Below are 21,290 nucleotides of genomic sequence, written 5' to 3'. Positions count from 1 at the left end.
AAACATGGACAAACCGTTTGGTGTACCGGACATGGGTCCGGTGAGCATCGAGATGCTGCGCGAGGCTTTGCGCCGTGCCTGGGCTGATTATCGTCGGGCACCTTTGTTTGGGTTGCTGTTCGCTGGCTTCTATGTGCTTGCGGGCTGGGCAATGGCATGGATCACAATACAGACCGGTACGTCCTACTGGTTGGTGCTGGCCGCCATCGGATTTCCGCTGCTAGGACCGTTTGTGGCGGTCGGGATGTATGAGGTCTCGCACCGGTTGGAGCAGGGCGAGAAGTTGGACTTTGGCGCAATATTCGGTGTCGTGGTGCAGCAGGGGCGCCGTCAATTGCCTTCGATCTGTGCGATCATTGTTGTGATGTTCCTGTTCTGGTTCTTTCTGGGACACATGATTTTTGCCCTGTTTATGGGCCTGTCAACGATGACCAACGTGTCGACATCTGCCGAAGTTTATCTCACTCCGAACGGCCTGACGATGCTTGCCGTGGGCACTGCGGTCGGGGCTGTGTTTGCCACCGTGCTGTACATGATCACCGTTCTTTCGATCCCGATGCTTCTGGACCGAGAGCTGGATTTCGTGTCGGCCATGATCGCCAGCTTCAGCTATGTCCGCGACCACCTGATCATTATGCTGTCATGGGGGGCGTTCATTGCGGTTTTGACGTTTGTGGCCATGATCCCTTGGTTCTTGGGCCTGCTGGTTGTGTTGCCGTTACTGGGACATGCAAGTTGGCATTTGTATCGTTTGATCACACAGGCATCCGGTACATCCGCCGCATGAAGTCTATTTCGTCCCTTGTTGGAAGGTTCGCTCGGCCCGCTGGGCAGTTCGCGCTGCGGCCAGTACGGATGATGTGTCATTGCCGAGGTGACGCAAAAGAATCCGCCGGGTTGTGGCTGTATTAGCCGTGGTTTTTGACAGACAGATCGCCACCCCGCGCCAACGGTCAGAATTTTCGCCTGAGCCACGCGTAAGCAAGTAAATCCTACTGTTTTGCGCCTCACGGCTGGACATAAGGATATAGATCTGTCGTCCGGCGCAAGCGGCAATGCCCTGCACTTCGCGCTCGCTCGGGGTGGCGCTGGGCATGCTGGCTTTGGGCTCAAACCCGCGCACGAGCGTGCATTGCGGCAGCCGACGAACGTGGTATAGCCGGTGGCGCGATGGTTGATGTTCTTCCACCGCTGTTTCCGTCGCATAATAGAATCCCGCTGGTAAAAGGTTCTCGGTCAAGGTTGTCGGACCTGATCCCAGGAACTCGGTCAAGGCGGCTGCGGCGGGGTGCGGTGGCGACCTGTCGATTTCGTCCAATGGCCGCAGCAAAATACGGGCGTCGACGTCAAAGAAGCGGCAAATTCGGTCCAGAACATCAGGCCGCGGAAAGCTTTCACCTCCGAGGTATCTGTTGAATTGGGTTCGGTTGACGCCCAATTGCCGGCAAAGCTCTGAGACGGATGAGTATTGCTTCGAAAGTTGCCTGAGATTCGCGCCGAACATCCTACGTAGTTCGTCCGGATTACGAAAATCTTTGGTCATAAGCGTCTCAGGTTCCAGCGACTTGACTGGCGTACATCGCGGCTTTGACCCGGTGGCCGAAACAACGCATAAGCACGCAAACACTACAAGGCCGGGCGTATCCCTACGCCACGACAGTCCCTGAGGCTAACGTTCAATCCTACAAACGCAATAGGCTTTATCCTATTTTGTGTGATCTTTTTAGCTCTATTTCACGAATAAACGCCGCATTCTCGAAAAGTGGCAAATGTATGGCAAAAAACTATTAAAAAACCCACCCTTAACGTGCAATTCGTAAGGGTGGGGTGCGGATCACTCTCCGCGAAGCAGTGCAGCGACGCCGGTGCGCGCCACTTCAACCAGACCCAGCGGGCGCATCAGGTCGGCAAACGCATCGATTTTGTCCGGTGCGCCGGTGATCTCAAAGATGAAGGAACCCAGCGTACTGTCGACCACGTTGGCGCGGAAAATATCAGCCAGCCGCAGCGCTTCGACCCGTTTGTCGCCCGCGCCGACAACCTTGATGATGGCAAGCTCGCGCTCTACCGCGTCCCCTTCGACGGTCAGATCATGCACTTCATGGACGGGCACGATCCGGCCCAGCTGCGCCTTGATCTGCTCAATAACTTGCGGTGTGCCGACGGTCACGATGGTGATACGGCTGAGATGCCCGGTGTGGTCCACCTCGGCTACGGTCAGGCTTTCAATGTTGTAGCCACGGCCCGAGAACAGCCCGATCACGCGTGCCAGGACACCGGGTTCATTCTCGACCAAAAGCGCAATCGTGTGGCGTTCCTGCAGGTCAGAGAATGTTGGGCGTAGGTTATAGGCAGAATGGCGTGTGGCGCCTTTTTTGATATGTAGGGCAGACATTTATGTCCCTTTCATCATCCTTGTGGTGCCGGGCGCAAGGACGCCCGACAAAATTCGTCGCATGCTTTAAACCAGAACCGAGCCTTTGCTATCGATCACGCCCTGCGTTTCGGCCTCACCCAGCAGCATTTCGTTATGCGCCTTGCCGGACGGGATCATGGGGAAGCAGTTTTCGTGCTTTTCAACCAGACAGTCAAAGATCACAGGGCCGTCATAGTTGATCATTTCCATGATCGCATCATCCAGATCTGCAGGGTCCGAGCACAAGATGCCCTTGGCCCCAAACGCTTCGGCGAGTTTGACGAAATCGGGCAGAGCCTCGGACCAGGAATGCGAATACCGCTCACCATGCAGCAGTTCCTGCCACTGGCGCACCATGCCCAGACGTTCGTTGTTCAGGATGAATTGCTTGACGGGCAGGCGGTATTGAACAGCCGTACCCATCTCTTGCATGTTCATCAGCCACGAAGCTTCACCAGCCACATTGATGACCAGCGCGTCCGGATGGGCCATTTGCACGCCAATGGAGGCCGGAAAGCCATAACCCATTGTCCCCAATCCGCCAGATGTCATCCAGCGGTTAGGATCTTCGAAACCCAAATACTGTGCCGCCCACATTTGATGCTGGCCAACCTCGGTCGCGATGTAGCGATCGTGGTTTTTGGTCAGTTCTTCAAGCCGTTGCAGCGCGTATTGTGGCTTGATCGACTTTTCACTGTTGGTGTAGGCAAGGCAATTCACCTTGCGCCATTCGCTGATCTGCGCCTGCCACTTCTTGACAGCGGCTGCATTGGTCTTGCGCCCGCGCGCCTTCCAGACCTTCAGGATGTCCTCAAGCACATGAGCCACGTCGCCAACAATCGGTATGTCCACGCGGATAACCTTGTTGATCGACGATGGATCAATGTCGATATGCGCCTTTTTAGACTTTGGCGAGAATGCATCAATCCGTCCGGTGATCCGGTCATCGAACCGCGCGCCGATGTTGATCATCAGATCGCAGTCATGCATCGCCAGGTTGGCCTCGTACAGACCGTGCATGCCCAGCATGCCCAACCAGTTTTCGCCGGACGCCGGATACGCGCCAAGGCCCATAAGGGTCGAGGTGATCGGAAAACCTGTCGCATCAACAAGTTCGCGCAGCAATTGGCTGGCCGCAGGGCCCGAGTTGATAACACCCCCGCCGGTATAAAAGACGGGCTTTTTCGCCGTCTCTATCGCGGCAACCAGCTCTGTGATCTCTTCAAGATCGCCTTTCAGCACCGGCTGGTAATGCGAGGTTGATGGTTTCGGCGGGCTGTATTTCCCGGACGCAAACTGAACGTCCTTGGGAATGTCGATCAATACCGGCCCCGGGCGGCCTGAGGTGGCGACATGAAACGCCTCGTGCACCGTTTCCGCCAGCGTGTCGGTTTCCTTGACGAGCCAGTTGTGCTTGGTGCAAGGGCGGGTGATGCCCACGGTATCAGCCTCTTGGAATGCATCCGAGCCGATCATGAAGGTCGGCACCTGACCGGTCAGAACCACAATCGGGATCGAGTCCATCAACGCATCCGTCAGGCCGGTCACCGCGTTGGTGGCACCGGGACCCGAGGTCACAAGCGCAACGCCAGGCTTGCCGGTCGAGCGGGCATACCCTTCGGCAGCGTGTACCGCACCTTGCTCATGCCGCACCAGAATGTGACGAATGTCGTTTTGCAGAAAGATCTCATCATAGATCGGTAGGACGGCGCCACCAGGGTATCCGAATACTGTGTCCACGCCCTGATCCTTGAGGGCTTGAACCACCATCTTTGCGCCGGTCATCTCACGTGTCATCTGCTTTGCTCCGTTCGCGACATGTGTCTTGCGTTTCGCATAAAAAAAGCCCCCGAGATTTTTCGGAGGCGCATGGGTTGGATTATGGTTTACCGTTACCGGCCCATGCGCGTTGTTCCTACGATTACGACTAGCGTTTTCATCGCCAGAGGCTCCTTTTTAGCTTGGAGCGACATTATGGGCGGGCGCTGAGGTCGTCAACAGGCAATCGTACCAATTTTGTGACCTCAACCGCTGATTTTGAGACATTTTATTGCGCAGATTGCCGCAGTTGGGGAATTTTCGAGAAATTCACCCAGTTTGAATGCAGCAGAAGAGATTTTGGTAGGTCGAAAAGCGTCAGCGCGATGTCCCAAACAGACATGAGCGGCGTGCTTCTCTGTTTCACGCTTGTCTCAGGCGGATAGTTCAGGGAGGCGAATGATGTTACACGATTTGGTTGATCTCGGACGGTATCCAATCGATCGGCCGGGGTCTCGGGCTTATGATCAGATGATCAACGATGTGCGGCGCGCGTTGGATCAGGATGGTTGCGCAGTCCTGCCCGGATTTGTGCATGAAAGCGGATTGAACCTTTTGGTGCACGAGGCTGACAAGGTCGCCCCGCAAGCGCATCGGTCGTTTAACCGGACGAATGCCTATTTTACCAAAGATGATCCCAGCTTTGGGATTGGTCATCCGATCCGCCGGTTCTATGATCGGTCAAACGCATTTGTGCCAGCGGATAATTTTCCTGCGTCCGGCCCTCTGCGCCGAATTTACGAGTACCCGTGGTTCATGCCTTTCATCCGGGACGCGCTGAATGAGCCCGAAGACCAGTTCTTTCGCTACGATGACCCACTGGCGGATGTCATAATTAACGTGGTCGAAGAAGGGCAGGGCTTTCCTTGGCATTTCGATACCAACAATTACACCGTCACCCTCGCCATTCAGAACGGAGACGCCGGTGGCGCATTTGAATACGTGCCTAATCTGAGAACGCCGAAGAATGAAAACTTCGCGGCAGTGGCCTCGATCCTCGATGGGGACAGAACACAGGTGCGCGAACTGGAGCTACAGCCGGGTGACTTGCAGATTTTCAAAGGGCGCTACGCGCTGCACAGGGTCGCGCCGGTATCCGGTGAACGCAGCCGATACGTTGGCATTTTCTCTTTTGTCGAGGCCCAGGGGATGTGTGGCGGGGTTGAGCGCACGCAGCAGCTGTACGGGCGCGTATTGCCTCATCACCACGAACGGGAAGGGATGAGAAACGACGAACTGTTAGACTAAGCTATGTTAGGCTGTCACTGGACCATCTCACGACGGGAGGCTCTGGTGCCCGAGATTTTGCAGCTTACACCATTTGTTTTGTGCTCATCTTTGCAAAAACAGATTGACTTCTACTGTGACCGCTTGGGGTTCTCTTGTGGCTTCCGGCAAGACAACTATGCGTTCCTGTCAATGGAGTCCGTCGCGATCCGGCTGCTAGAGTGTCCGCCGCGCAGCGATGGTCGCCAATTGGGTGACAACCAGTCTTTCTACGTAGATGTGGAGGGGATCGACGCGTTGTACGAAACTCTGCGACCGGGATTGGCGGACTTGCCCGAGGGGCGTGTGCGTCCGCCTTTTGACCAGCCTTATCAACAGCGCGAGTTTCACGTGATCGACGAAGATGGAACGCTGGTGTTTTTTGGTCAGGATATTCGGCCAAGGTCGTAAATCTCTGGCCATGAACACTCCCGCCCGTTGTCGATGCGCCGGGGGCGCATGTCCGCCGGTTGGGCTGGGCAGCGCTGCGCGCTGCGGTAGCGTCTAAAAGCCCGGGCTGGTGCCCTGAAGTACGCCGTGCTCCATCGCGTAGCGGGTCAGCCCTGCGGTTGAAGAGATGCCGAGCTTGCGCTTGATATTCTTGCGATGCGTCTCAACCGTGCGAACCGATATGTCGAGGACCAGAGCAACTTCCTTGTTGGACTTGCCCTGCGCCAGTTCGAGCAGAATTGTCTGTTCGCGCCCCGTCAGCGCATCACGCGTGCCGTCCAGTTTGGGTTGCAGCGAGCCGCTGGCACCGGTGCACAGGTACCGCTCACCCCGCATCACCGCGTCGATTGCCTGTTTAATCTCGTCCGTTGGGACGTCTTTCAGCACATAGCCCTTTGCGCCATGGCTGAGCGCGGTTGAGATATATTCCGGGCTGTCATGCATCGACAGGATCAGGATGCGCGTATCCGGCAGGCGTTCGAGAATGATCTCGGTGGCACCCAGCCCGCCAAGGCCGGGCATGTTCAAATCCATCAGGATGACATCAGGGGCCAGATCAGCGGCCTGATCAACGGCCTCTTGCCCGGTTCCGAGAGTGCCGACGACCTCGATCTCGGGATAGCTTTCAAGGATCGACTGAATCCCTTCGGCCACCATCGGGTGGTCATCGACTATCAGAACTCGAATCGTCATGTGCCGGCCTTTCGGTTCAATGTGGCTTCTTCCTGCGGTGGTAACAGGTGGCTGAGGGGTAGGGTGACTTCGATCACGGTGCCGCCTTGCGGACCGCGTGATGACAGAATCCGCAGGGAGCCGTCAAGCTGTTCGATCCGCTCTTGCATGTTGCGCAACCCGATGCCCGAGCTTGCATGACCCGGCTCACGCGGAAGACCGCGGCCATTATCTGAAATCCGCATCGTTGCGCCTTTCTTGTGGCCGCGCAGGTCAATGGTAACGCGGGTCGCATCTGCGTGACGCTCGATATTTGTCAGGGCTTCCTGCGCTATCCTGTACAGCGCGATCTTGGCCTCTTGATCCAGCCGGTTGCGGAAAACCACGGTTGAGAATTCTGTTTCGATGCCGGTACGTTCACTGAAATCATCTGTCAGCGCCTGCAACGCGGGACCGAGGCCCAGATCGTCCAAGACGCCAGGGCGCAGATCGCGGCTGATACGGCGGACCTCGATGATGGCAGTGCCCAGATTTTCTATGCCTTTATATAGTGGGTCGCGGGCGGCCTCGTCGTCCCCGCGTTCAAGCCGACGCCGAGCGTTGTCCAATGCATAGCGCACACCAACCAACATCTGGCTGATACCGTCATGCAGTTCGCGCGCCACGCGACCGCGTTCTTCCTCTTGCGTATCGAGCACCCGCTGCGTCAACTCTTTCAGCTTGGCATCCGCCAGTCGCCGCTCGCGAAAATTCAGGAACATACCTGAGGCAAAGACGATCAGGACTGCCGCCAGAGTGATCCCGCCTATATAGTAGAATGTCCGCTGCACGCGGGCCTCAACCTCGGCCCGGGCTGCGGCGATCGAGGCGACGACATCGTCTATGAAAACGCCGGTACCGACCGCCCACTGCCAATTGGGAAAACTGGTCACGTAGGTGATCATCTGTGCCTCTTCCCCGGTTGAGGGTTTGGGCCAGAGATAGGTGTGATACCCAGCACCCTGCCGGGCGACGCGAATCAATTCGTCCACAATCGGCGTGCCTTCGCTGTCGGTCAGGCCGCTCCAGTTCTTGTTGATGAACTCAGTCTGGCGCGGGCTGACAAGATTGTTACCATCGTAATCATACACAAAGAAGAACCCGTCATCGCCATAGATCATGGCCGACAGGATCTGCGTCACCTGATCCTTTGCCTCCTGATCATCGGGTTGGGCCGAGCCGTAGACGAAATAGAATCCATTGCGGGCTTGGGTCACGTAGTTACGCAATTCGGCCTTCTTGGCTTCGATAAGCTGTGCCTCAAGCTGAACAATTTCGCCTTCGGCGAGTTTGCGGGATTGGTCCGCCACAAGGATCGCAATCGCAGCCACTGCTACGATAAGTGGCAACGTGGCCAGCAGCGACAGCTTCTGCGCATAGTTTGGTCGAAAGACGTTCCGGAATCTCCCCATACCCCTGCGATATGCAAATTTTGCACAAAAAGCAAAGTCCAGCCGTCCGAGGACACGGAGGTGGGCCTAAAACCGAAATAATCAGGGGTAAAACCAGCGGTTTGGCCCAAAGAAAGGCGGTTTCTACGTAGTAATAGGTATTTTCTTCACTGGTCGCAGCGATATGATGCCCGACACTGAAAACGATCAACTGCCCCAACGGGCAGACCACGACTTTGGGAGGACTGACTAAATGGATCGTCGTTCATTTTTGAAAACCACCGCACTGGGCAGCAGCGCGGCGGCAGCAACGGCGCTGGCCGCACCTGCCTATGCTCAGGGTAAGCGGACCCTGACAATGGTGACATCCTGGCCGCGCGGCTTTGCCGTTCTGGATGACGCCGCCACCTATATGGAGCAGATGGTCGGCGAGATGTCCGACGGTCAGTTGACCATTGAAAAGAAAGCACCGGGCGAACTGGTGGGCGCGCTGGAAGTATTCGACGCTGTTTCATCGGGTCAGGCGGATATGTATCACTCGGCCGACTACTACTTTATCGGTCAGCACCCCGGTTATGCCTATTTCACGGCCGTTCCTTTTGGCGGAACCGCTCAGGAACTGACCAACTGGTACTATCACGGCGGCGGTGAAGAGCTGCATGACGAGCTGGGCCAGATCTTTAACCTCAAAGGCCTGTTGGCAGGTAACTCAGGTTCGCAGTCCGGTGGCTGGTTCCGGGGCGAGATCAACTCGGCCGCGGATTTCAACGGGTTGAAGTTCCGTATGCCCGGTCTGGGCGGCAAGGTTTTGGGTAAACTGGGCGCATCCGTTCAGAACATTCCCGGTGGTGAACTCTATCAGGCGCTGTCTTCGGGTGCGCTGGATGGTCTGGAGTGGGTTGGCCCGATGGCCGACGAACGCGCCGGGTTCCAGGAAGTTGCCAAGGTCTACTACACCGCTGGCTTCCACGAGCCGGGCTCGGGTCTGTCGTCGTCCGTTAACCTGGACGTCTGGAACGAGCTGACCCCTGCGCAACAGGCAATCATGCGCTATGCGTCGATGGCCACAACCCACTATCAGCTGGCAGAAACGCTGGCCAATAACGGTGCAGCGTTGGCACGCCTGCAGTCGCAGGGCGTCAAGACGCTGCAGTTCTCGGATGATGTCTGGGATGCGTTCGGAAAAGCATCTGCCGAAGTCATGGACGAGAACATGGGTGACGAGCTGTTTGCCCGTATCCGGACATCGTTCGAGGAATCGCTGGCAACATCGGCGTCGTGGATCAACAAATCCGACGGCTACTATGTCCAACAGCGTGTTCGCGTTCTGGGCGGCTAAGTAACAGCCTGAAATCCTTGAGGCCTCACGAATGTGGGGCCTCTTTTCAATAGATATTCTCTGAATCTGGGGACCCCTGCTAAAGTAGAGGCCACAGACATTCAGATGAGTGAGGGACATCATGGACGATAGCAGCTCGGTTGGTTTGGCCGACGCTCTTGCCGCAATCGGCGGCGGGATAGTCTGGGTTCTGCAAAATCTTGCGCAAGCCTTTTACAATATCGGCTATGCGGTGACCCATCCGGGCCTTTGGCTGGATTGGTCCGACAAAGAAGCTGTCATGCGCTTCGTCTATTATGGCGGGTCGGTTGAGTTCTTCTTTGCCGTTTTTGCAATTCTTCTGGTCATCACGATCATCGGCATAGTCCGCAACCCATTCATGTGGGGCTGTGTCAGGGTGCTTGAAGGGTTCACAAACACCCTTGGCAGGTTCTTTGCATGGGCTGGTCTGCTGATGGTGCTGCAACAGATCATCATCGTGATCATGCAGCGCATTTTCACAAGGCCCGACATTGTGATCGCGTTTGGTATCCCGGTGCAGTTTGACATCAGCTGGTATGCAGAAATGCTGAAATTTTACAACGCGTTGGTGGTGTCCTTTTGTGTGGGTTACACGTTTGTCCAGGGCGGACACGTGCGCGTTGATCTGCTGTACGCGCCGGCGCGGTTCGGCACCAAGAAGGTGGTCGACATGCTGGGCTCAGTCTTCTTTATGATGCCGCTGGCGGTTCTGGTCTGGATGTATGGCTGGTATTTCATGTGGCGGCATCTGATCGTGCCGAAACCATCGGCCAGCGACACACTGGATCGTCTTTTGATGAAGGCGAAGGCAATGCGATGGAACGTCGAGACCATCGGCTTTAGCCCGAACGGATTCACCGCGTACTTCCTGTTTAAAATCATGCTGGTGGCGTTTGCCGGGCTGGTGTTTCTGCAGGCAGTCGCATTCTTGTACCGGTCGTATCTTGAATATGTCGAAGGACCGGAGAGTGATGGAAAATACCTCGACAAGGACAGCCTTGGCGAGGGCGAAGAAGCCTATGAAGGCGCTCATTAAGGACGGAGACCAAGACAATGCTATTCGGACTTGATGGCGTCGAAATAGGCCTCATTATCGTATTTTTCTGCCTTTTCGGAGGCATCCTTTCCGGGTTCCCGGTGGCCTTTGCCATCGGTGGGGCCGGTATCATCTCATTCGGGATCATCGCGGCTTTGGACAGCGCCGGGTTGTTGATACATCAGGCGATCGACACAGGCACGCAGGCCTATCGGGACCTGGTGAATTCAGGGGTAAAACCCGAGTCGATATCCGTATTCCGGTTCCCGGACTTACCAAGGATAGGCGAGCCGGTCTTCCCATCAGGTTGGGAAACCGCGTTGGATCGCAACGTGTCCTTTATCGTCAACCGCATCAATGAACGTGTTTTGGCAGGACAAGCGATCGAGACATTGCTGGCCGTCCTGATGTTCGTTCTGATGGGGATCACGCTGGAGCGGTCGAAGATCGCCAATGATCTGCTGACCACAATGGCGCGTGTCTTTGGTCCTTTGCCGGGCGGTTTGGCCGTTTCGATCGTTGTCGTTGGCGCGTTTCTGGCCGCTTCGACCGGGATCGTGGGCGCGACCGTTGTGACGATGGGCCTGCTGGCGCTGCCGACCATGTTGCGGAACAACTATGCGCCGGAACTGGCGACAGGTGTTATCGCGGCGTCGGGAACGCTTGGGCAGATCATCCCTCCGTCAATCGTGATTGTTCTGTTGGGGACTTTGGCGGGCGACCTGTATTCGACCGCTCAGGAAACCCGCGCGGTTGAGGCCGGGTGTACAGACGCATTGACTTACCTGGGTGAGCCTGCGGTTGTCTCGGTAGGGACGTTGTTCCAAGCGGCGCTGCTGCCGGGGATCATGCTTGCGTTGCTATATGCGCTCTATGCCTTTGGTTACGCATTACTAAACCCCGAGAAAGCCCCGGCGGTTGAGCTTGGCGGCGGCGGTGGTGAGCCGATTACCCGGAGCGAAGGTCTGACCTGGCTTTTAGGTGCGCCTGTTGCGCTGATTGTTGGCGTCCTGTTGCTGGGCAACATGGGTGTCATTGGTAGTCAGAACATCACGGTTTCTGCCTTTTCGGATATTGGTGAAGGCGCTTCGCTGCGTACAAACGTGTCGGAAGAATGTAAGGCCTCGATGATCGAACTTCACGGTCAATCCGCCTGGGATCAGGCCGTGGCCGAGCAACAAGCGCTGGACGAAGCCGGTGGTGTCACGCAAGCACAACGTCTGTCCGAGGAAGAACTGGCCGCCGCGCAGGATGCCAAAATTGCTGCGGCAGCTCCGATTGGTTCTGGCGTTGCGGTTATCGTCGTACTGCTGGGTCTGACGTTGCTGATGGGCCGTGGCATTGCGCCTTCACAATCGACGCAGCCGCTGATCGTGGGGGCCATTGGGCTTCTGTTGATGCTGCTGGTTGACCTTGTGGCTATTTCTCCGACAACGACGTCCGGGACCACGTTCCTGCTTTTGGCGGTGCCGTTTGCGCTGGCAATCTATGGCTGCAAATTCGCGGCTGAACGCTGCGCAACAAATGATCTGATCCGGGTGGTGTTCCCGCCACTGGTTCTGATCATCGCGGTGCTTGGCTCGATCCTGGGTGGTATCACCAACCCAACTCCTGCCGCAGCGCTGGGTGCGGGTGGTGCGATCATGCTGGCGGCCTATCGCAAGCTTCAGGATCAGGGCCTCACGGGCAAAGTGATCATCTGGTCAACGCTTGCCATCATTGTCTGCATGCTGATGGGGATCAATTTCGACCTGCGGATCAATCAGGATGGTGTGACAGTCGAAAGCTGGATCGCCTTCTTCATTGCCTACGCAGCGTACCTCTACGCGCTGTTCGGTCTGATTTTTGCGTGCTGGGTGCTGTATGCAGGCGGTGTTCTGACCCCAATCGTGCGTGAAACGGCCAAGGTGACCTCGATGGTTTTCACTATCCTGATCGGATCGCAACTTCTGAACCTGGTTGTGATCTCGTTCGGTGGTGAGCACTATATCCAGCAGTTCCTGCGCAGTTTCGACAATGAGTTCACTGTCTTCCTGATCGTGATGCTGGTGCTGTTTATCCTGGGCTTCGTGCTGGATTTCCTTGAGATCATCTACATCGTGATCCCAATCGTCGGCCCGGTGATTTATGGCGGCTCGTTTGACCCGAAATGGGTGACGATCATGGTGGCCGTGAACTTGCAGACCTCGTTCTTAACGCCACCGTTCGGATTTGCTTTGTTCTATCTGCGCGGCGTTGCGCCGAAAGAGGTGACAACCGGTCACATCTACCGCGGGATCATACCGTTCGTGATCATCCAGGTGGTTGGGATCGGCATCCTTTGGACCTTCCCGTCGATTGTCACGATCATTCCGGATCTGATCCCGAATTGATCCGGCCGGAATAAAACAACACAGCCGGGGGCTTTCGAGCCTCCGGCTTTTTTGTTGCTGCTATTTCGTGGGGTTCGGTCAGCAGGCTGAGACACCAATTTAGTCACGCCCGATAGTTGGGGCGACAACTCAAACCGCCTCTAGCTTGGGTAAGTGGAACGGCTCACTCAGAGAATTGGAGCAAATCCCATCGGTTGCCAAATGGATCGCGCCAGACAGCCACCGTGCCATAGGGTTCATGGCGTGGCTCTTCCTCGAAATGGACGCCGTTGGCCATCATCGCCGCGTGATCGCGTTCGAAATTATCTGTTTGCAGGAAAAATCCGACGCGACCTCCGGTTTGGTTTCCGACGGCGGCGACCTGATCAGGGCCTTGTGCACGCGCCAACAGCAATGAACCTGAATCGGTTCCCGGAGGCGTTACCAGTACCCAACGTTTGCCCCCGCCAAGGTCGATGTCCTTCGTTAACGTGAAGTTGAGCGTCTGGGTGTAAAAGGTAATCGCGGCATCGTAGTCCGGCACCACGAGGGCGACAGCATGAAGCGTCTGATGCATGTGTGATCAGCCTTTGGTGGGGTGACGATCGGGTAATTGAATACCCGCGACCTGTTCGGCAATGGGGGCGGTTGACAGCGGGTGATGGGCGGTTTCGTTCAGATCGTCAGGGTTTTTGATACGGCGCCATTCACCCCGCATATAAGCCTCAAGACCGGCAAACCGCGCCTTGTAACCCATCTTCGGGCTGCCCGGAACCCAATAGCCCAAATAGACGTAAGGCAGGCCGGCCTCGCGCGCGATATCAATATGATCGAGGATCATGTATGTCCCCAATGAGCTTTGCGGCTGCTCGGGGTCATAGAACGAATAAACCATGCTCAGACCGTCATCCAGAACATCCGTCAGGCTGACCGCGATCAGGTCTTTGGTGTCGGGATCGGCATACTCGACGACGCGGCTGCGGATCGGGGTTTCCTCGATCATCGCTGCAAACTCGAACACGTCCATATCGGCCATGCCGCCATCGGCATGGCGCGTGTCAAGATAGCGACGAAACAGCTCGTATTGCTCGTCTGTCGCCCACGGAGAATTTGCCCGGCGCTGCAGGTAAGAATTGCGCTTGGCCGTGCGTTTCTGGCTTTTGCTGGGGCGGAAAGCCGACACGTCGATTCTGGCAGACAAACAGGCTGCGCAATCGGTGCAAGATGGGCGATAAAGCACGTTTTGCGACCGGCGAAATCCTTGCTGTGACAGGGAATTGTTCAATTGATCAGCGCCTTCCCCCTGAAGGGCTGTGAACAACTTACGCTCCATCCTGCCCTCAAGGTAAGGGCAGGGTTGGGGTGCGGTTACATAGAATTGCGGCGCAATTGGCAGCGTGTGTCGCATGAAGGTCCCGTCTCTCCTGAAACGGGATGATAGCAACGGTTCCTTGAGCCGCCAAGTGATTCACTTGATTGAATTTATGCCCGTTGGTTGATCATGACCGTTCCAAGGAACGAGTCCGTCAAACCCTGGCGTCGTGCGTTCGTTAGCATCATGATGACCGAGATGATTTGCACCACGAAAAACGCCATGCTGACGAAGTATCCGGCAGTGTGGGCCACGGCCTTGCCCATATCCAGGCGCGATCCGAACGCATCGCGTAACTCAATGCCCATAAAGCGCATGCCCAACGTGGCGGATCCATTTGCGATCGTAACCACGCGATAGATAAAGCTGAGGACAGCGTAGATCAGTGGTAGGAAGAAAAGCCCCAAACCGAGAGTCAGGAAGACTGGCACGATGCACAGCAGTGAGATAAAGGCGATATCAAAAAGCCACGCTACAAAGCGTTTTGTCACAACCGACTGATAGAATTCGGGTTGGCTGTCTGGATCGGGTAGGTGGGTCATTCAGTTTTTCCGAGACGTTGTTCGGGAATACCCTGTCCCGAAATCCGGGACAGGGCAAGATTGGATCAGGCACGTTCGCCTTCGTCGCGGTTTTCGCGGGCGCGCTCGTCCATGAACTGATCGAATTCAGCCTTGTCTTTGGCTTCGCGCAGGCGATGCAGGAACGCTTCGAAATCTTGCTGTTCCCGTTCTAACCGGGCGAGTGTATCCGACTTGTAGGCGTCAAAGGCGCTGTTACCCGACGGTTTCATGGCGCTCATGTGACTCTGCCACGACTTGCGGCGGCTGCAGGATTTGCTGAACATGCGTTTGCTCCAGATCATATAGGCCAGAAGGGCAAGGCCAACGGGCCAAAAAAAGATGAAACCCAGCACCATGGCGGCGATCCAGGCGCCTTTGCCCTTGTCATCCATCCAGGCCTCGGCACGGTAAAGCCATCCCGGGTTTGCAGGGACGGCGTGGTCGGACAGTGCGGTCATTTCGTATCTCCGGGGTTGATGTAAATCGTATTCACATTCTAAAGATGGGATGTACAAGGCCAGTTGCAAGGGGTCTATGTGAAAAAGATTTACATTGACAGATCAAGAGCGGTCTCTGGTTGACCTTGACCGTGATCGGGCGCAGGTTTCGCACATGCAAAACAACGATGTTAAACCCACCCCTTCGCTTGAAGATATCCTTTCTCTGGAAAAGCAGGTTTGGAAGGCGCTGGTCGATGGTGATGCGTCGGCTGATCGTGCGCTGTTGAGTGCGGATTTTCTCGGAGTGTACCCCACCGGGTTTGCAAACCGGGATGATCACGTCAGTCAGTTTGCTGATGCGCCAACAATGGCCCGGTACGAACTAAGCCAGGCCAAGCTGCGGGTTTTAACCCCGGACATGGTGTTGCTGAGCTACCGCGCCGATTTCCAGCGCACAGGGCTTGAGGTGCAAGAGGCGATGTTGATCTCATCCCTGTGGGAACGTCGCAATGACGTTTGGGTCAACAGCTTCAGTCAGGACACCCCGTTGGAGGTCCGATGACTGCGCCGCTGACCATTCACCGCGTACCGCGCGCCTTCGATGCCTCGCTTGGCGAAGAAGCTCTGCGCGCCGTGGAGGGCGTTGCGCCGGAACAGCGCGAATTGATCGCAGGCGCGGCGGGGAGCAGCCCGTACCTGAAAGGGTTGATCGAGCAAGAGCGTGATTGGTTGCCCGGTGCCTTGCAGCACCCCGACCAGGCATTGGCTGATTTGATGGACGCCGCGCGCCGTCTTCCTCCGGATCAGCTCAAACCCGGATTGCGACAGGCCAAACGGCGGCTGGCGCTGCTGACCGCGCTGGCCGATCTGGCGGGCGCATGGCCGCTGGAAAAGGTGACCGGGGCGTTGACGGAGTTTGGGGCGCTGGCTGCGGATGTGGCCGCAAAGGCCGAAATCGCAGCGCTCATCCGGCGTGGCAAACTGCCGGGGATGGGGCCGGACGACGTGGAAACAGCCGCCGGGATGATTATCCTTGCGATGGGCAAGATGGGCGCGTTTGAGTTGAACTACAGCTCGGACATCGATCTGATTGTGCTGTTTGACGAAACTCGGTTTGACCCGGATGATTTCTATGACGCACGGCACGGTATGGTGCGTGCTACGCGTAATTTCTGCGCCACGCTCAGCGATAAGACCGCTGATGGCTATGTGTTCCGCACCGATTTGCGACTGCGCCCTGATCCAGCGGTAACGCCGGTCTGCATGGCGGCTGAAGCGGCTGAACGGTATTACGAAAGTCTGGGCCGCACGTGGGAGCGCGCAGCCTACATCAAGGCGCGCCCCTGCGCCGGTGACATCGCGGCTGGGCAGCATTTCCTTGATACCCTGCGCCCGTTTGTCTGGCGTCGCCATCTGGACTTTGCGGCCATTCAGGACGCCCATGACATGCGCCTGCGCATTCGCGAGAACAAAGGAACCGGTGGCGCACTGACAATACCGGGCCACGACATGAAACTGGGGCAGGGCGGTATCCGGGAGATCGAGTTCTTCACTCAGACCCGTCAGTTGATCGCCGGGGGGCGCGATCCTGACCTGCGCGTGCGCGGCACTGTGTCCGGCCTGTCAGCGCTTGCCAAAAAAAACTGGATCCCTCAGGAGGTCGCGGAAAAACTCACCGATCACTACCGCGCGCATCGTCAGGTCGAACACCGCATTCAGATGGTCCATGATGCGCAGACCCACAAGGTCCCGCAGTCTGCAGACGGGATTGAGCGTGTGGCCTGTCTCATGGGGATTGACGGCGCAGAGCTAACTGCCGACCTGACCCGTCGTCTGACCGAGGTACATGAGCTGACCGAAGGGTTCTTCGCCCCCGGGTCTTCGACGCCTGCACCAGCCAGAGAAACCGATTTCGACCAAGGTGTTCTGGCCCGCTGGACCACTTATCCAGCGCTCCGCTCGCAACGCGGGCGGCGGATATTCGAACGGCTGAAGCCCGAGCTTCTTTCGCGTCTTTCGAAAACGGCGAAACCGGATGAGGCGTTGTTGGCGCTAGACGGGTTCTTGTCAGGTTTGCCTGCCGGCGTACAACTGTTTTCCCTTTTCGAAGCAAACCCGCATTTGATCGATCTACTGGTTGATATCGTGGGTACGTCACATGCGCTGGCGGCGCATCTGTCGCGCAACGCATCCGTGTTTGACGCGGTGATCGGTGGCAGTTTCTTTGCCGCCTGGCCCGGGCAATCAGTCTTACAAGCCGAGTTGGAACAGGCGCTCGAGCAAGAGCATGACTATGAAACGAAACTGGATTTTGCGCGCCGCTGGTGCAAGGAGTGGCATTTCCGTATCGGTGTTCACCACCTGCGCGGGTTGATCGACGGCGTTAAGGCCGGGCAATACTATGCCGAACTGGCCAGCGCCGTTATCGCAGCGATCTTGCCCTGCGTTACCGATCAATTCGCAAAGAAACATGGGCCTGCGCCGGGGCGCGGGGCGGCGGTGTTGGCCATGGGGTCGTTGGGGGCCGGGCGGATCAATTCGCAATCCGATCTGGACATGATCGTGATTTATGACCCGCTGGATCAGGAGATGTCTGATGGACCGCGCCCGCTTGCCACGCGCACATATTATGCCCGGTTCACGCAGGCACTAATCACAGCGCTATCAGCGCCGATGTCGCAAGGGCGGCTTTATGAGGTCGACATGCGCCTGCGCCCCTCGGGCAATCAGGGGCCAGTAGCAACCAGCCTGTCCAGTTTCATCAGCTACCAGCAAAACAAAGCCTGGGTGTGGGAGCATCTGGCCCTGACCCGTGCCTGCGTGGTTGCCGGTGATTCAGGGTTGGCGCAGGATATTGAGTCATTCCGCACAGATTTTCTGTCTGAGCCCGTAGATCGCCACAAGGTTCTGCGCGAAGTGGCCGAGATGCGGGCGCGTCTGGCGGCAGCCAAGTCTCCTGCGGGCATCTGGGACGTCAAGAATGGTGCAGGGCGGATGATGGATATCGAGTTGGTGGCGGAAACCGGTGCCCTGATATCGGGTGTTGCGCAGCGTGATGTCTCCAGCGGGTTGGACGGTGCTGTCGCAGCCGGATTACTGGACGTCGCTCAGGCGCAAAATCTCAAGGCCTGCTATGATCTATGCTGGTCCGTGCAATGCGCTGCCCGGTTGTTGTCTGGCAAGGTTATCGAGGCTGACAAGATCGGCGAAGGCGGCACGGCCTTCCTGTGCCGCGCCACCGGCTTTGAACAGGTCGAACAGTTGCAGGCTGCGCTGCAAGAGAGTTATACCGCCGCCGCCGATATCATCGGCCGCGTGATCGAGGAGGGGCAGGATGCCGCGCAATAATGATCCAAACGATCACAAGGGTCTGATCCGCGAAGCCTATCGTATCGAAGGGATCACACTGCCCGAATGCCGCAGTATCTTTCTGGACTGGGCGCTTAGCCTGCCTGCTGATCGGGATCAAACGCAGGCTCTGAACGATCTTCACGCCGTCTATGCCGCGGAAGAGGCAGATCATCCTATGACGCAGGTTCTGGCCGAGGGGTTGCAATCGGCCAAAGCACCGAAACGGCGCGGCGGGTGGCGATCTCGGCCCCGCTAGGGCTTTTCCCCGGACGCGTTCGCCACTAAGAGGGCGTCATGACCCAAGCCACCGACCGCCCCCGTATCCGCCTGAAACCCAAAGCCAATGCGCGCGGCCTGCGACATGGTTTTCCGTGGGTCTATGCCAATGATATCGTGACCGACCGCCGGACACGCAAAATCCCTTCGGGTGCTTTGGCGGTGCTCGAAGACGACAAACGCACCCCAATCGCGTTGGTCGCCGTGAACCCAGACTCGAAAATCATGTGCCGCGTTCTGGACCGCGATCTGGATACGCAACTGGATGCGGATTGGTTCGAAACCCGTTTGCGCCGTGCGCTTGAGATGCGCGAGCGCTTGTTCGACGCGCCGTACTACCGCCTGATCCATGCCGAGGCGGATGGCTTTCCCGGCGTGATTATCGACCGCTTTGGTGAGGCTTGCGTGATTCAGCCCAACGCCGCCTGGGCCGAAGTGCACCTGGAAACTCTGACCGACGCGCTGGTTGCGGTGACGGGCGTGACGACAGTTCTGAAAAACGCCTCGGGTCGCACACGCGGGCTTGAAGGGCTGGATGACGTAAACCAGGTCGTGCGAGGAACGGCGCCTGACGCTCCGCTGCTGGTGCCGATGAATGGCGCGACCTACATGGCTGACCTCACCGGAGGTCAGAAAACCGGTCTGTTTTATGACCAACGCCCCAATCATGCCTTCGCCGCCCGGCTGGTGGAACCGGGTGCAAATGTGCTTGACGTGTTCAGCCATGTGGGCGGCTTTGGACTGGCGATGCTGGCCGGAGGGGCCGAACACGCTCTGGCCGTTGATGGTTCGGTCGCAGCGCTTGAACTGGCGGCGCAGGGCGCGCAGGCCTCGGGCTTTGCAGATCGTTTGCAGACTCGCCAAGGTGATGCCTTCGATGTTCTGACGCAACTGGGTGAGGAGGGAGCGCAATTCGACGTAGTCATCTGCGACCCACCCGCTTTTGCACCGTCAAAACAGGCGTTGGATGCAGGGTTGCGCGCCTATGAGCGCATCGCGCGCCTTGCTGCGCCACTGGTGGCGCCCGGTGGGTATCTTGGTCTGTGTTCATGCTCGCATGCGGCTGATCTGGGCCGGTTCCGCGATGCGTCCTCACGTGGGATTGGTCGGGCAGGGCGACAGGCTCAACTGATCCATACGGGTTTCGCTGGTCCCGACCATCCGCAACTGCCGCAACTGGCCGAAAGTGGCTACCTCAAGGCGGTGTTCTACCGGTTATGAAGGCGGTACTTGATACCTGCGTCATCTATCCCACGGTGATGCGAGAGATGCTGCTTGGCGCCGCCAGGCAGGGCCATTTTTCGCCGGTGTGGTCTGCACGAATCCTCGAAGAATGGGCCCGCGCAGCCCGCAAACTGGGCCCGGAGGGTGAGGTTCAGGCCCGTGCCGAGATCGCCTTGACTCAAGCACAGTGGCCAGAGGCCGAACGCAACGCGAATCCGGGGCTTGAACAGCGGCTGTGGCTACCTGACAGCGCCGATATCCACGTTCTTGCAACGGCAGTGGGGGCATCGGCGGACGTTATCGTAACCGTCAATGCAAAGGATTTTCCAAGGAACATTCTGTCGGAAGAAGGTCTTGACCGCCGCGACCCTGACAGCTTGTTGCTCGGATTCTGGCAAATTGACCCCGACGGAATGGGGGATGTTGCCGCGCGTGTACTGGCAGAAGCCAATCGATTGTCCGGCGACCAATGGGCCATGCGGGCGTTGATGAAAAAGGCGCGCTTGCCGCGTTTGGGGAAGGCATTGGCCAGCTAAGGCCTATCACGCGGCAAGCGAATTGCCGCGCCTGACTAGGCTTCTGTACCCCAGCGCTGCTCAAGCGCTTCAAGCGCGGCGATGCGTTCGTCGGTTTTGGGGTGGCTCATCAGCCAAGCAGGAACGACACCGGCCCGCTGTTGCGTCAGGTCTTCCAGTTTGTGAAACAGGGACTTCTGCGGCCCTATCCCGATCCCTGCCTTTGTCAGCAGGGCGGCTGCATATTCATCGGCCTCATACTCATCCCCGCGTGACAGACGCGACGCGAGAAGATGGGTCAGAGCATTGGCAATCCACGCCCCGATAAAGGGAATGAAACGGTTCAGAAGCATCATCAACGCCGCCCGCATCGCGTTTTGGCCCGAGAAATCAATCATCCGCCGACGCGCGTGCCCTAAGGCGACATGCCCCAACTCATGTGCGATCACGCTTGCCATTTCCTCGGCCGAGACCTCTCCGCTGCGAAACTTGCGGTAAAAGCCACGCGTGATGAAAATTCGACCATCGGGCGCAGCAAGACCATTCACGGGGTCAATTTCATAGATATAGACAGGAACGCGTTCGATCCCCAAAGCTGCTGCAAGCCGATCGGTCATGCGTTTCAACGCCGGATCTGCCAGTTCGGTCGATTTTGCATCCAACTCGCGATGCGTGCGCCATACGGAAACACGATACATCACAAGGGCATAGGCGATTGCCAGCAGGATTGGGGTAAGACGAAACATGCCC

The 21,290-nt window shown here is 57.4% G+C and carries 21 protein-coding genes; 11 read left to right on the top strand and 10 right to left on the bottom strand.

What is annotated here, in order from left to right:
- Positions 1-4 precede the first annotated feature (4 nt).
- On the top strand, positions 5-787 hold the full coding sequence (locus tag ACXAET_RS06375; RefSeq protein ID WP_475182778.1) for a DUF2189 domain-containing protein: 783 nt from the start codon (positions 5-7) through the stop codon (positions 785-787).
- A 3-nt stretch (positions 788-790) separates the two neighbouring features.
- Here ACXAET_RS06375 and ACXAET_RS06370 read toward each other — a convergent pair whose 3' ends face one another.
- From ACXAET_RS06370 to ACXAET_RS06360, 3 genes are all read right to left on the bottom strand, one after another.
- Positions 791-1,543, bottom strand: coding sequence for a helix-turn-helix domain-containing protein (locus ACXAET_RS06370; RefSeq protein WP_475182774.1), 753 nt, complete (start codon positions 1,541-1,543; stop codon positions 791-793).
- Between the two features lie 291 nt (positions 1,544-1,834).
- The gene (gene ilvN / locus ACXAET_RS06365; RefSeq protein WP_068331841.1) at positions 1,835-2,395 is read right to left on the bottom strand and encodes an acetolactate synthase small subunit; all 561 of its coding nucleotides are present in this window, start codon (positions 2,393-2,395) and stop codon (positions 1,835-1,837) included.
- 66 nt (positions 2,396-2,461) lie between these two features.
- The gene (locus ACXAET_RS06360) at positions 2,462-4,213 is read right to left on the bottom strand and encodes an acetolactate synthase 3 large subunit (RefSeq protein WP_068331838.1); all 1,752 of its coding nucleotides are present in this window, start codon (positions 4,211-4,213) and stop codon (positions 2,462-2,464) included.
- Between the two features lie 423 nt (positions 4,214-4,636).
- Between ACXAET_RS06360 and ACXAET_RS06355 the strand changes: the two genes are divergently transcribed.
- Both ACXAET_RS06355 and ACXAET_RS06350 read left to right on the top strand, forming a co-directional pair.
- Positions 4,637-5,482, top strand: a complete 846-nt coding sequence (locus ACXAET_RS06355) for a HalD/BesD family halogenase (protein WP_475182767.1) — start codon at positions 4,637-4,639, stop codon at positions 5,480-5,482.
- 45 nt (positions 5,483-5,527) lie between these two features.
- A complete protein-coding gene (locus ACXAET_RS06350; protein ID WP_475182764.1) occupies positions 5,528-5,911 on the top strand; it encodes a bleomycin resistance protein in 384 nt (127 codons plus the stop codon).
- Between the two features lie 93 nt (positions 5,912-6,004).
- On the opposite strand, the gene ACXAET_RS06345 is transcribed toward ACXAET_RS06350, so the two are convergent.
- The gene (locus ACXAET_RS06345) at positions 6,005-6,643 is read right to left on the bottom strand and encodes a response regulator transcription factor (protein WP_068331834.1); all 639 of its coding nucleotides are present in this window, start codon (positions 6,641-6,643) and stop codon (positions 6,005-6,007) included.
- Positions 6,640-8,073: a cache domain-containing protein gene (locus ACXAET_RS06340; protein ID WP_475182761.1), complete on the bottom strand. Its 1,434-nt coding sequence runs from the start codon at positions 8,071-8,073 to the stop codon at positions 6,640-6,642. Before ACXAET_RS06340 ends, ACXAET_RS06345 begins: the two co-directional genes overlap by 4 nt.
- Positions 8,074-8,305: 232 nt before the next feature.
- Here ACXAET_RS06340 and ACXAET_RS06335 point away from each other — a divergent pair, with 232 nt between their 5' ends.
- The 3 genes from ACXAET_RS06335 (at position 8,306) to ACXAET_RS06325 (ending at position 12,820) form a co-directional block, all read left to right on the top strand.
- Positions 8,306-9,391: a TRAP transporter substrate-binding protein gene (locus ACXAET_RS06335; protein ID WP_475182759.1), complete on the top strand. Its 1,086-nt coding sequence runs from the start codon at positions 8,306-8,308 to the stop codon at positions 9,389-9,391.
- Between the two features lie 121 nt (positions 9,392-9,512).
- Positions 9,513-10,448, top strand: coding sequence for a TRAP transporter small permease subunit (locus ACXAET_RS06330; protein ID WP_475182755.1), 936 nt, complete (start codon positions 9,513-9,515; stop codon positions 10,446-10,448).
- 17 nt (positions 10,449-10,465) lie between these two features.
- On the top strand, positions 10,466-12,820 hold the full coding sequence (locus ACXAET_RS06325) for a TRAP transporter large permease (protein WP_475182751.1): 2,355 nt from the start codon (positions 10,466-10,468) through the stop codon (positions 12,818-12,820).
- A 163-nt stretch (positions 12,821-12,983) separates the two neighbouring features.
- Here ACXAET_RS06325 and ACXAET_RS06320 read toward each other — a convergent pair whose 3' ends face one another.
- From ACXAET_RS06320 to ACXAET_RS06305, 4 genes are all read right to left on the bottom strand, one after another.
- On the bottom strand, positions 12,984-13,376 hold the full coding sequence (locus ACXAET_RS06320; RefSeq protein WP_475182747.1) for a VOC family protein: 393 nt from the start codon (positions 13,374-13,376) through the stop codon (positions 12,984-12,986).
- Positions 13,377-13,382: 6 nt separating this feature from the next.
- Complete coding sequence (locus tag ACXAET_RS06315) at positions 13,383-14,207, bottom strand: arginyltransferase (protein ID WP_475182743.1); 825 nt, start codon at positions 14,205-14,207, stop codon at positions 13,383-13,385.
- A 74-nt stretch (positions 14,208-14,281) separates the two neighbouring features.
- A complete protein-coding gene (locus ACXAET_RS06310) occupies positions 14,282-14,713 on the bottom strand; it encodes an RDD family protein (RefSeq protein WP_475182739.1) in 432 nt (143 codons plus the stop codon).
- A 65-nt stretch (positions 14,714-14,778) separates the two neighbouring features.
- Entirely contained in the window at positions 14,779-15,192 is a 414-nt protein-coding gene (locus tag ACXAET_RS06305) for a DUF2852 domain-containing protein (RefSeq protein WP_475182737.1), read from the bottom strand.
- A 154-nt stretch (positions 15,193-15,346) separates the two neighbouring features.
- On the opposite strand from ACXAET_RS06305, the gene ACXAET_RS06300 reads away from it, so the two are divergent.
- Genes ACXAET_RS06300 through ACXAET_RS06280 form a run of 5 tightly spaced genes read left to right on the top strand, consistent with a single transcriptional unit; the run spans position 15,347 to position 20,561 of the window.
- Entirely contained in the window at positions 15,347-15,736 is a 390-nt protein-coding gene (locus ACXAET_RS06300; RefSeq protein WP_475182732.1) for a DUF4440 domain-containing protein, read from the top strand.
- Positions 15,733-18,522 (top strand): [protein-PII] uridylyltransferase family protein, encoded by a 2,790-nt coding sequence (locus ACXAET_RS06295; protein WP_475182730.1) that lies wholly within the window; start codon positions 15,733-15,735, stop codon positions 18,520-18,522. The genes ACXAET_RS06300 and ACXAET_RS06295 overlap by 4 nt, the downstream gene beginning before the upstream one ends.
- Entirely contained in the window at positions 18,509-18,781 is a 273-nt protein-coding gene (locus tag ACXAET_RS06290; RefSeq protein WP_068331806.1) for a hypothetical protein, read from the top strand. The genes ACXAET_RS06295 and ACXAET_RS06290 overlap by 14 nt, the downstream gene beginning before the upstream one ends.
- A 38-nt stretch (positions 18,782-18,819) precedes the next feature.
- On the top strand, positions 18,820-20,022 hold the full coding sequence (locus ACXAET_RS06285) for an RSP_2647 family RNA methyltransferase (RefSeq protein ID WP_475182723.1): 1,203 nt from the start codon (positions 18,820-18,822) through the stop codon (positions 20,020-20,022).
- Positions 20,019-20,561 carry an RSP_2648 family PIN domain-containing protein gene (locus ACXAET_RS06280; protein WP_475182718.1) on the top strand — a complete coding sequence of 181 codons (543 nt, stop codon included), beginning with the start codon at positions 20,019-20,021 and terminating at the stop codon, positions 20,559-20,561. The genes ACXAET_RS06285 and ACXAET_RS06280 overlap by 4 nt, the downstream gene beginning before the upstream one ends.
- A gap of 35 nt (positions 20,562-20,596) precedes the next feature.
- On the opposite strand, the gene ACXAET_RS06275 is transcribed toward ACXAET_RS06280, so the two are convergent.
- The gene (locus ACXAET_RS06275) at positions 20,597-21,286 is read right to left on the bottom strand and encodes a M48 family metallopeptidase (RefSeq protein WP_475182715.1); all 690 of its coding nucleotides are present in this window, start codon (positions 21,284-21,286) and stop codon (positions 20,597-20,599) included.
- Between the last annotated feature and the right edge of the window lie 4 nt (positions 21,287-21,290).

The organism is Ruegeria sp. AWH4_226 (genome assembly GCF_056159225.1).
Note: the sequence above shows the minus strand (reverse complement) of the source record. Positions and strands in the feature narration are given on the sequence as shown.

Coding starts and splice junctions, on each gene's coding strand:
- ACXAET_RS06335 (WP_475182759.1), top strand. CDS start 8,306: ATGGATCGTCGTTCATTTTTGAAAACCACCGCACTGGGCAGCAGCGCG.
- ACXAET_RS06295 (WP_475182730.1), top strand. CDS start 15,733: ATGACTGCGCCGCTGACCATTCACCGCGTACCGCGCGCCTTCGATGCC.
- ACXAET_RS06375 (WP_475182778.1), top strand. CDS start 5: ATGGACAAACCGTTTGGTGTACCGGACATGGGTCCGGTGAGCATCGAG.
- ACXAET_RS06290 (WP_068331806.1), top strand. CDS start 18,509: ATGCCGCGCAATAATGATCCAAACGATCACAAGGGTCTGATCCGCGAA.
- ACXAET_RS06285 (WP_475182723.1), top strand. CDS start 18,820: ATGACCCAAGCCACCGACCGCCCCCGTATCCGCCTGAAACCCAAAGCC.
- ACXAET_RS06360 (WP_068331838.1), bottom strand. CDS start 4,213: ATGACACGTGAGATGACCGGCGCAAAGATGGTGGTTCAAGCCCTCAAG.
- ACXAET_RS06370 (WP_475182774.1), bottom strand. CDS start 1,543: ATGACCAAAGATTTTCGTAATCCGGACGAACTACGTAGGATGTTCGGC.
- ACXAET_RS06300 (WP_475182732.1), top strand. CDS start 15,347: ATGCAAAACAACGATGTTAAACCCACCCCTTCGCTTGAAGATATCCTT.
- ACXAET_RS06320 (WP_475182747.1), bottom strand. CDS start 13,376: ATGCATCAGACGCTTCATGCTGTCGCCCTCGTGGTGCCGGACTACGAT.
- ACXAET_RS06275 (WP_475182715.1), bottom strand. CDS start 21,286: ATGTTTCGTCTTACCCCAATCCTGCTGGCAATCGCCTATGCCCTTGTG.
- ACXAET_RS06355 (WP_475182767.1), top strand. CDS start 4,637: ATGTTACACGATTTGGTTGATCTCGGACGGTATCCAATCGATCGGCCG.
- ACXAET_RS06310 (WP_475182739.1), bottom strand. CDS start 14,713: ATGACCCACCTACCCGATCCAGACAGCCAACCCGAATTCTATCAGTCG.
- ACXAET_RS06325 (WP_475182751.1), top strand. CDS start 10,466: ATGCTATTCGGACTTGATGGCGTCGAAATAGGCCTCATTATCGTATTT.
- ACXAET_RS06340 (WP_475182761.1), bottom strand. CDS start 8,073: ATGGGGAGATTCCGGAACGTCTTTCGACCAAACTATGCGCAGAAGCTG.
- ACXAET_RS06315 (WP_475182743.1), bottom strand. CDS start 14,207: ATGCGACACACGCTGCCAATTGCGCCGCAATTCTATGTAACCGCACCC.
- ACXAET_RS06330 (WP_475182755.1), top strand. CDS start 9,513: ATGGACGATAGCAGCTCGGTTGGTTTGGCCGACGCTCTTGCCGCAATC.
- ilvN (WP_068331841.1), bottom strand. CDS start 2,395: ATGTCTGCCCTACATATCAAAAAAGGCGCCACACGCCATTCTGCCTAT.
- ACXAET_RS06345 (WP_068331834.1), bottom strand. CDS start 6,643: ATGACGATTCGAGTTCTGATAGTCGATGACCACCCGATGGTGGCCGAA.
- ACXAET_RS06305 (WP_475182737.1), bottom strand. CDS start 15,192: ATGACCGCACTGTCCGACCACGCCGTCCCTGCAAACCCGGGATGGCTT.
- ACXAET_RS06280 (WP_475182718.1), top strand. CDS start 20,019: ATGAAGGCGGTACTTGATACCTGCGTCATCTATCCCACGGTGATGCGA.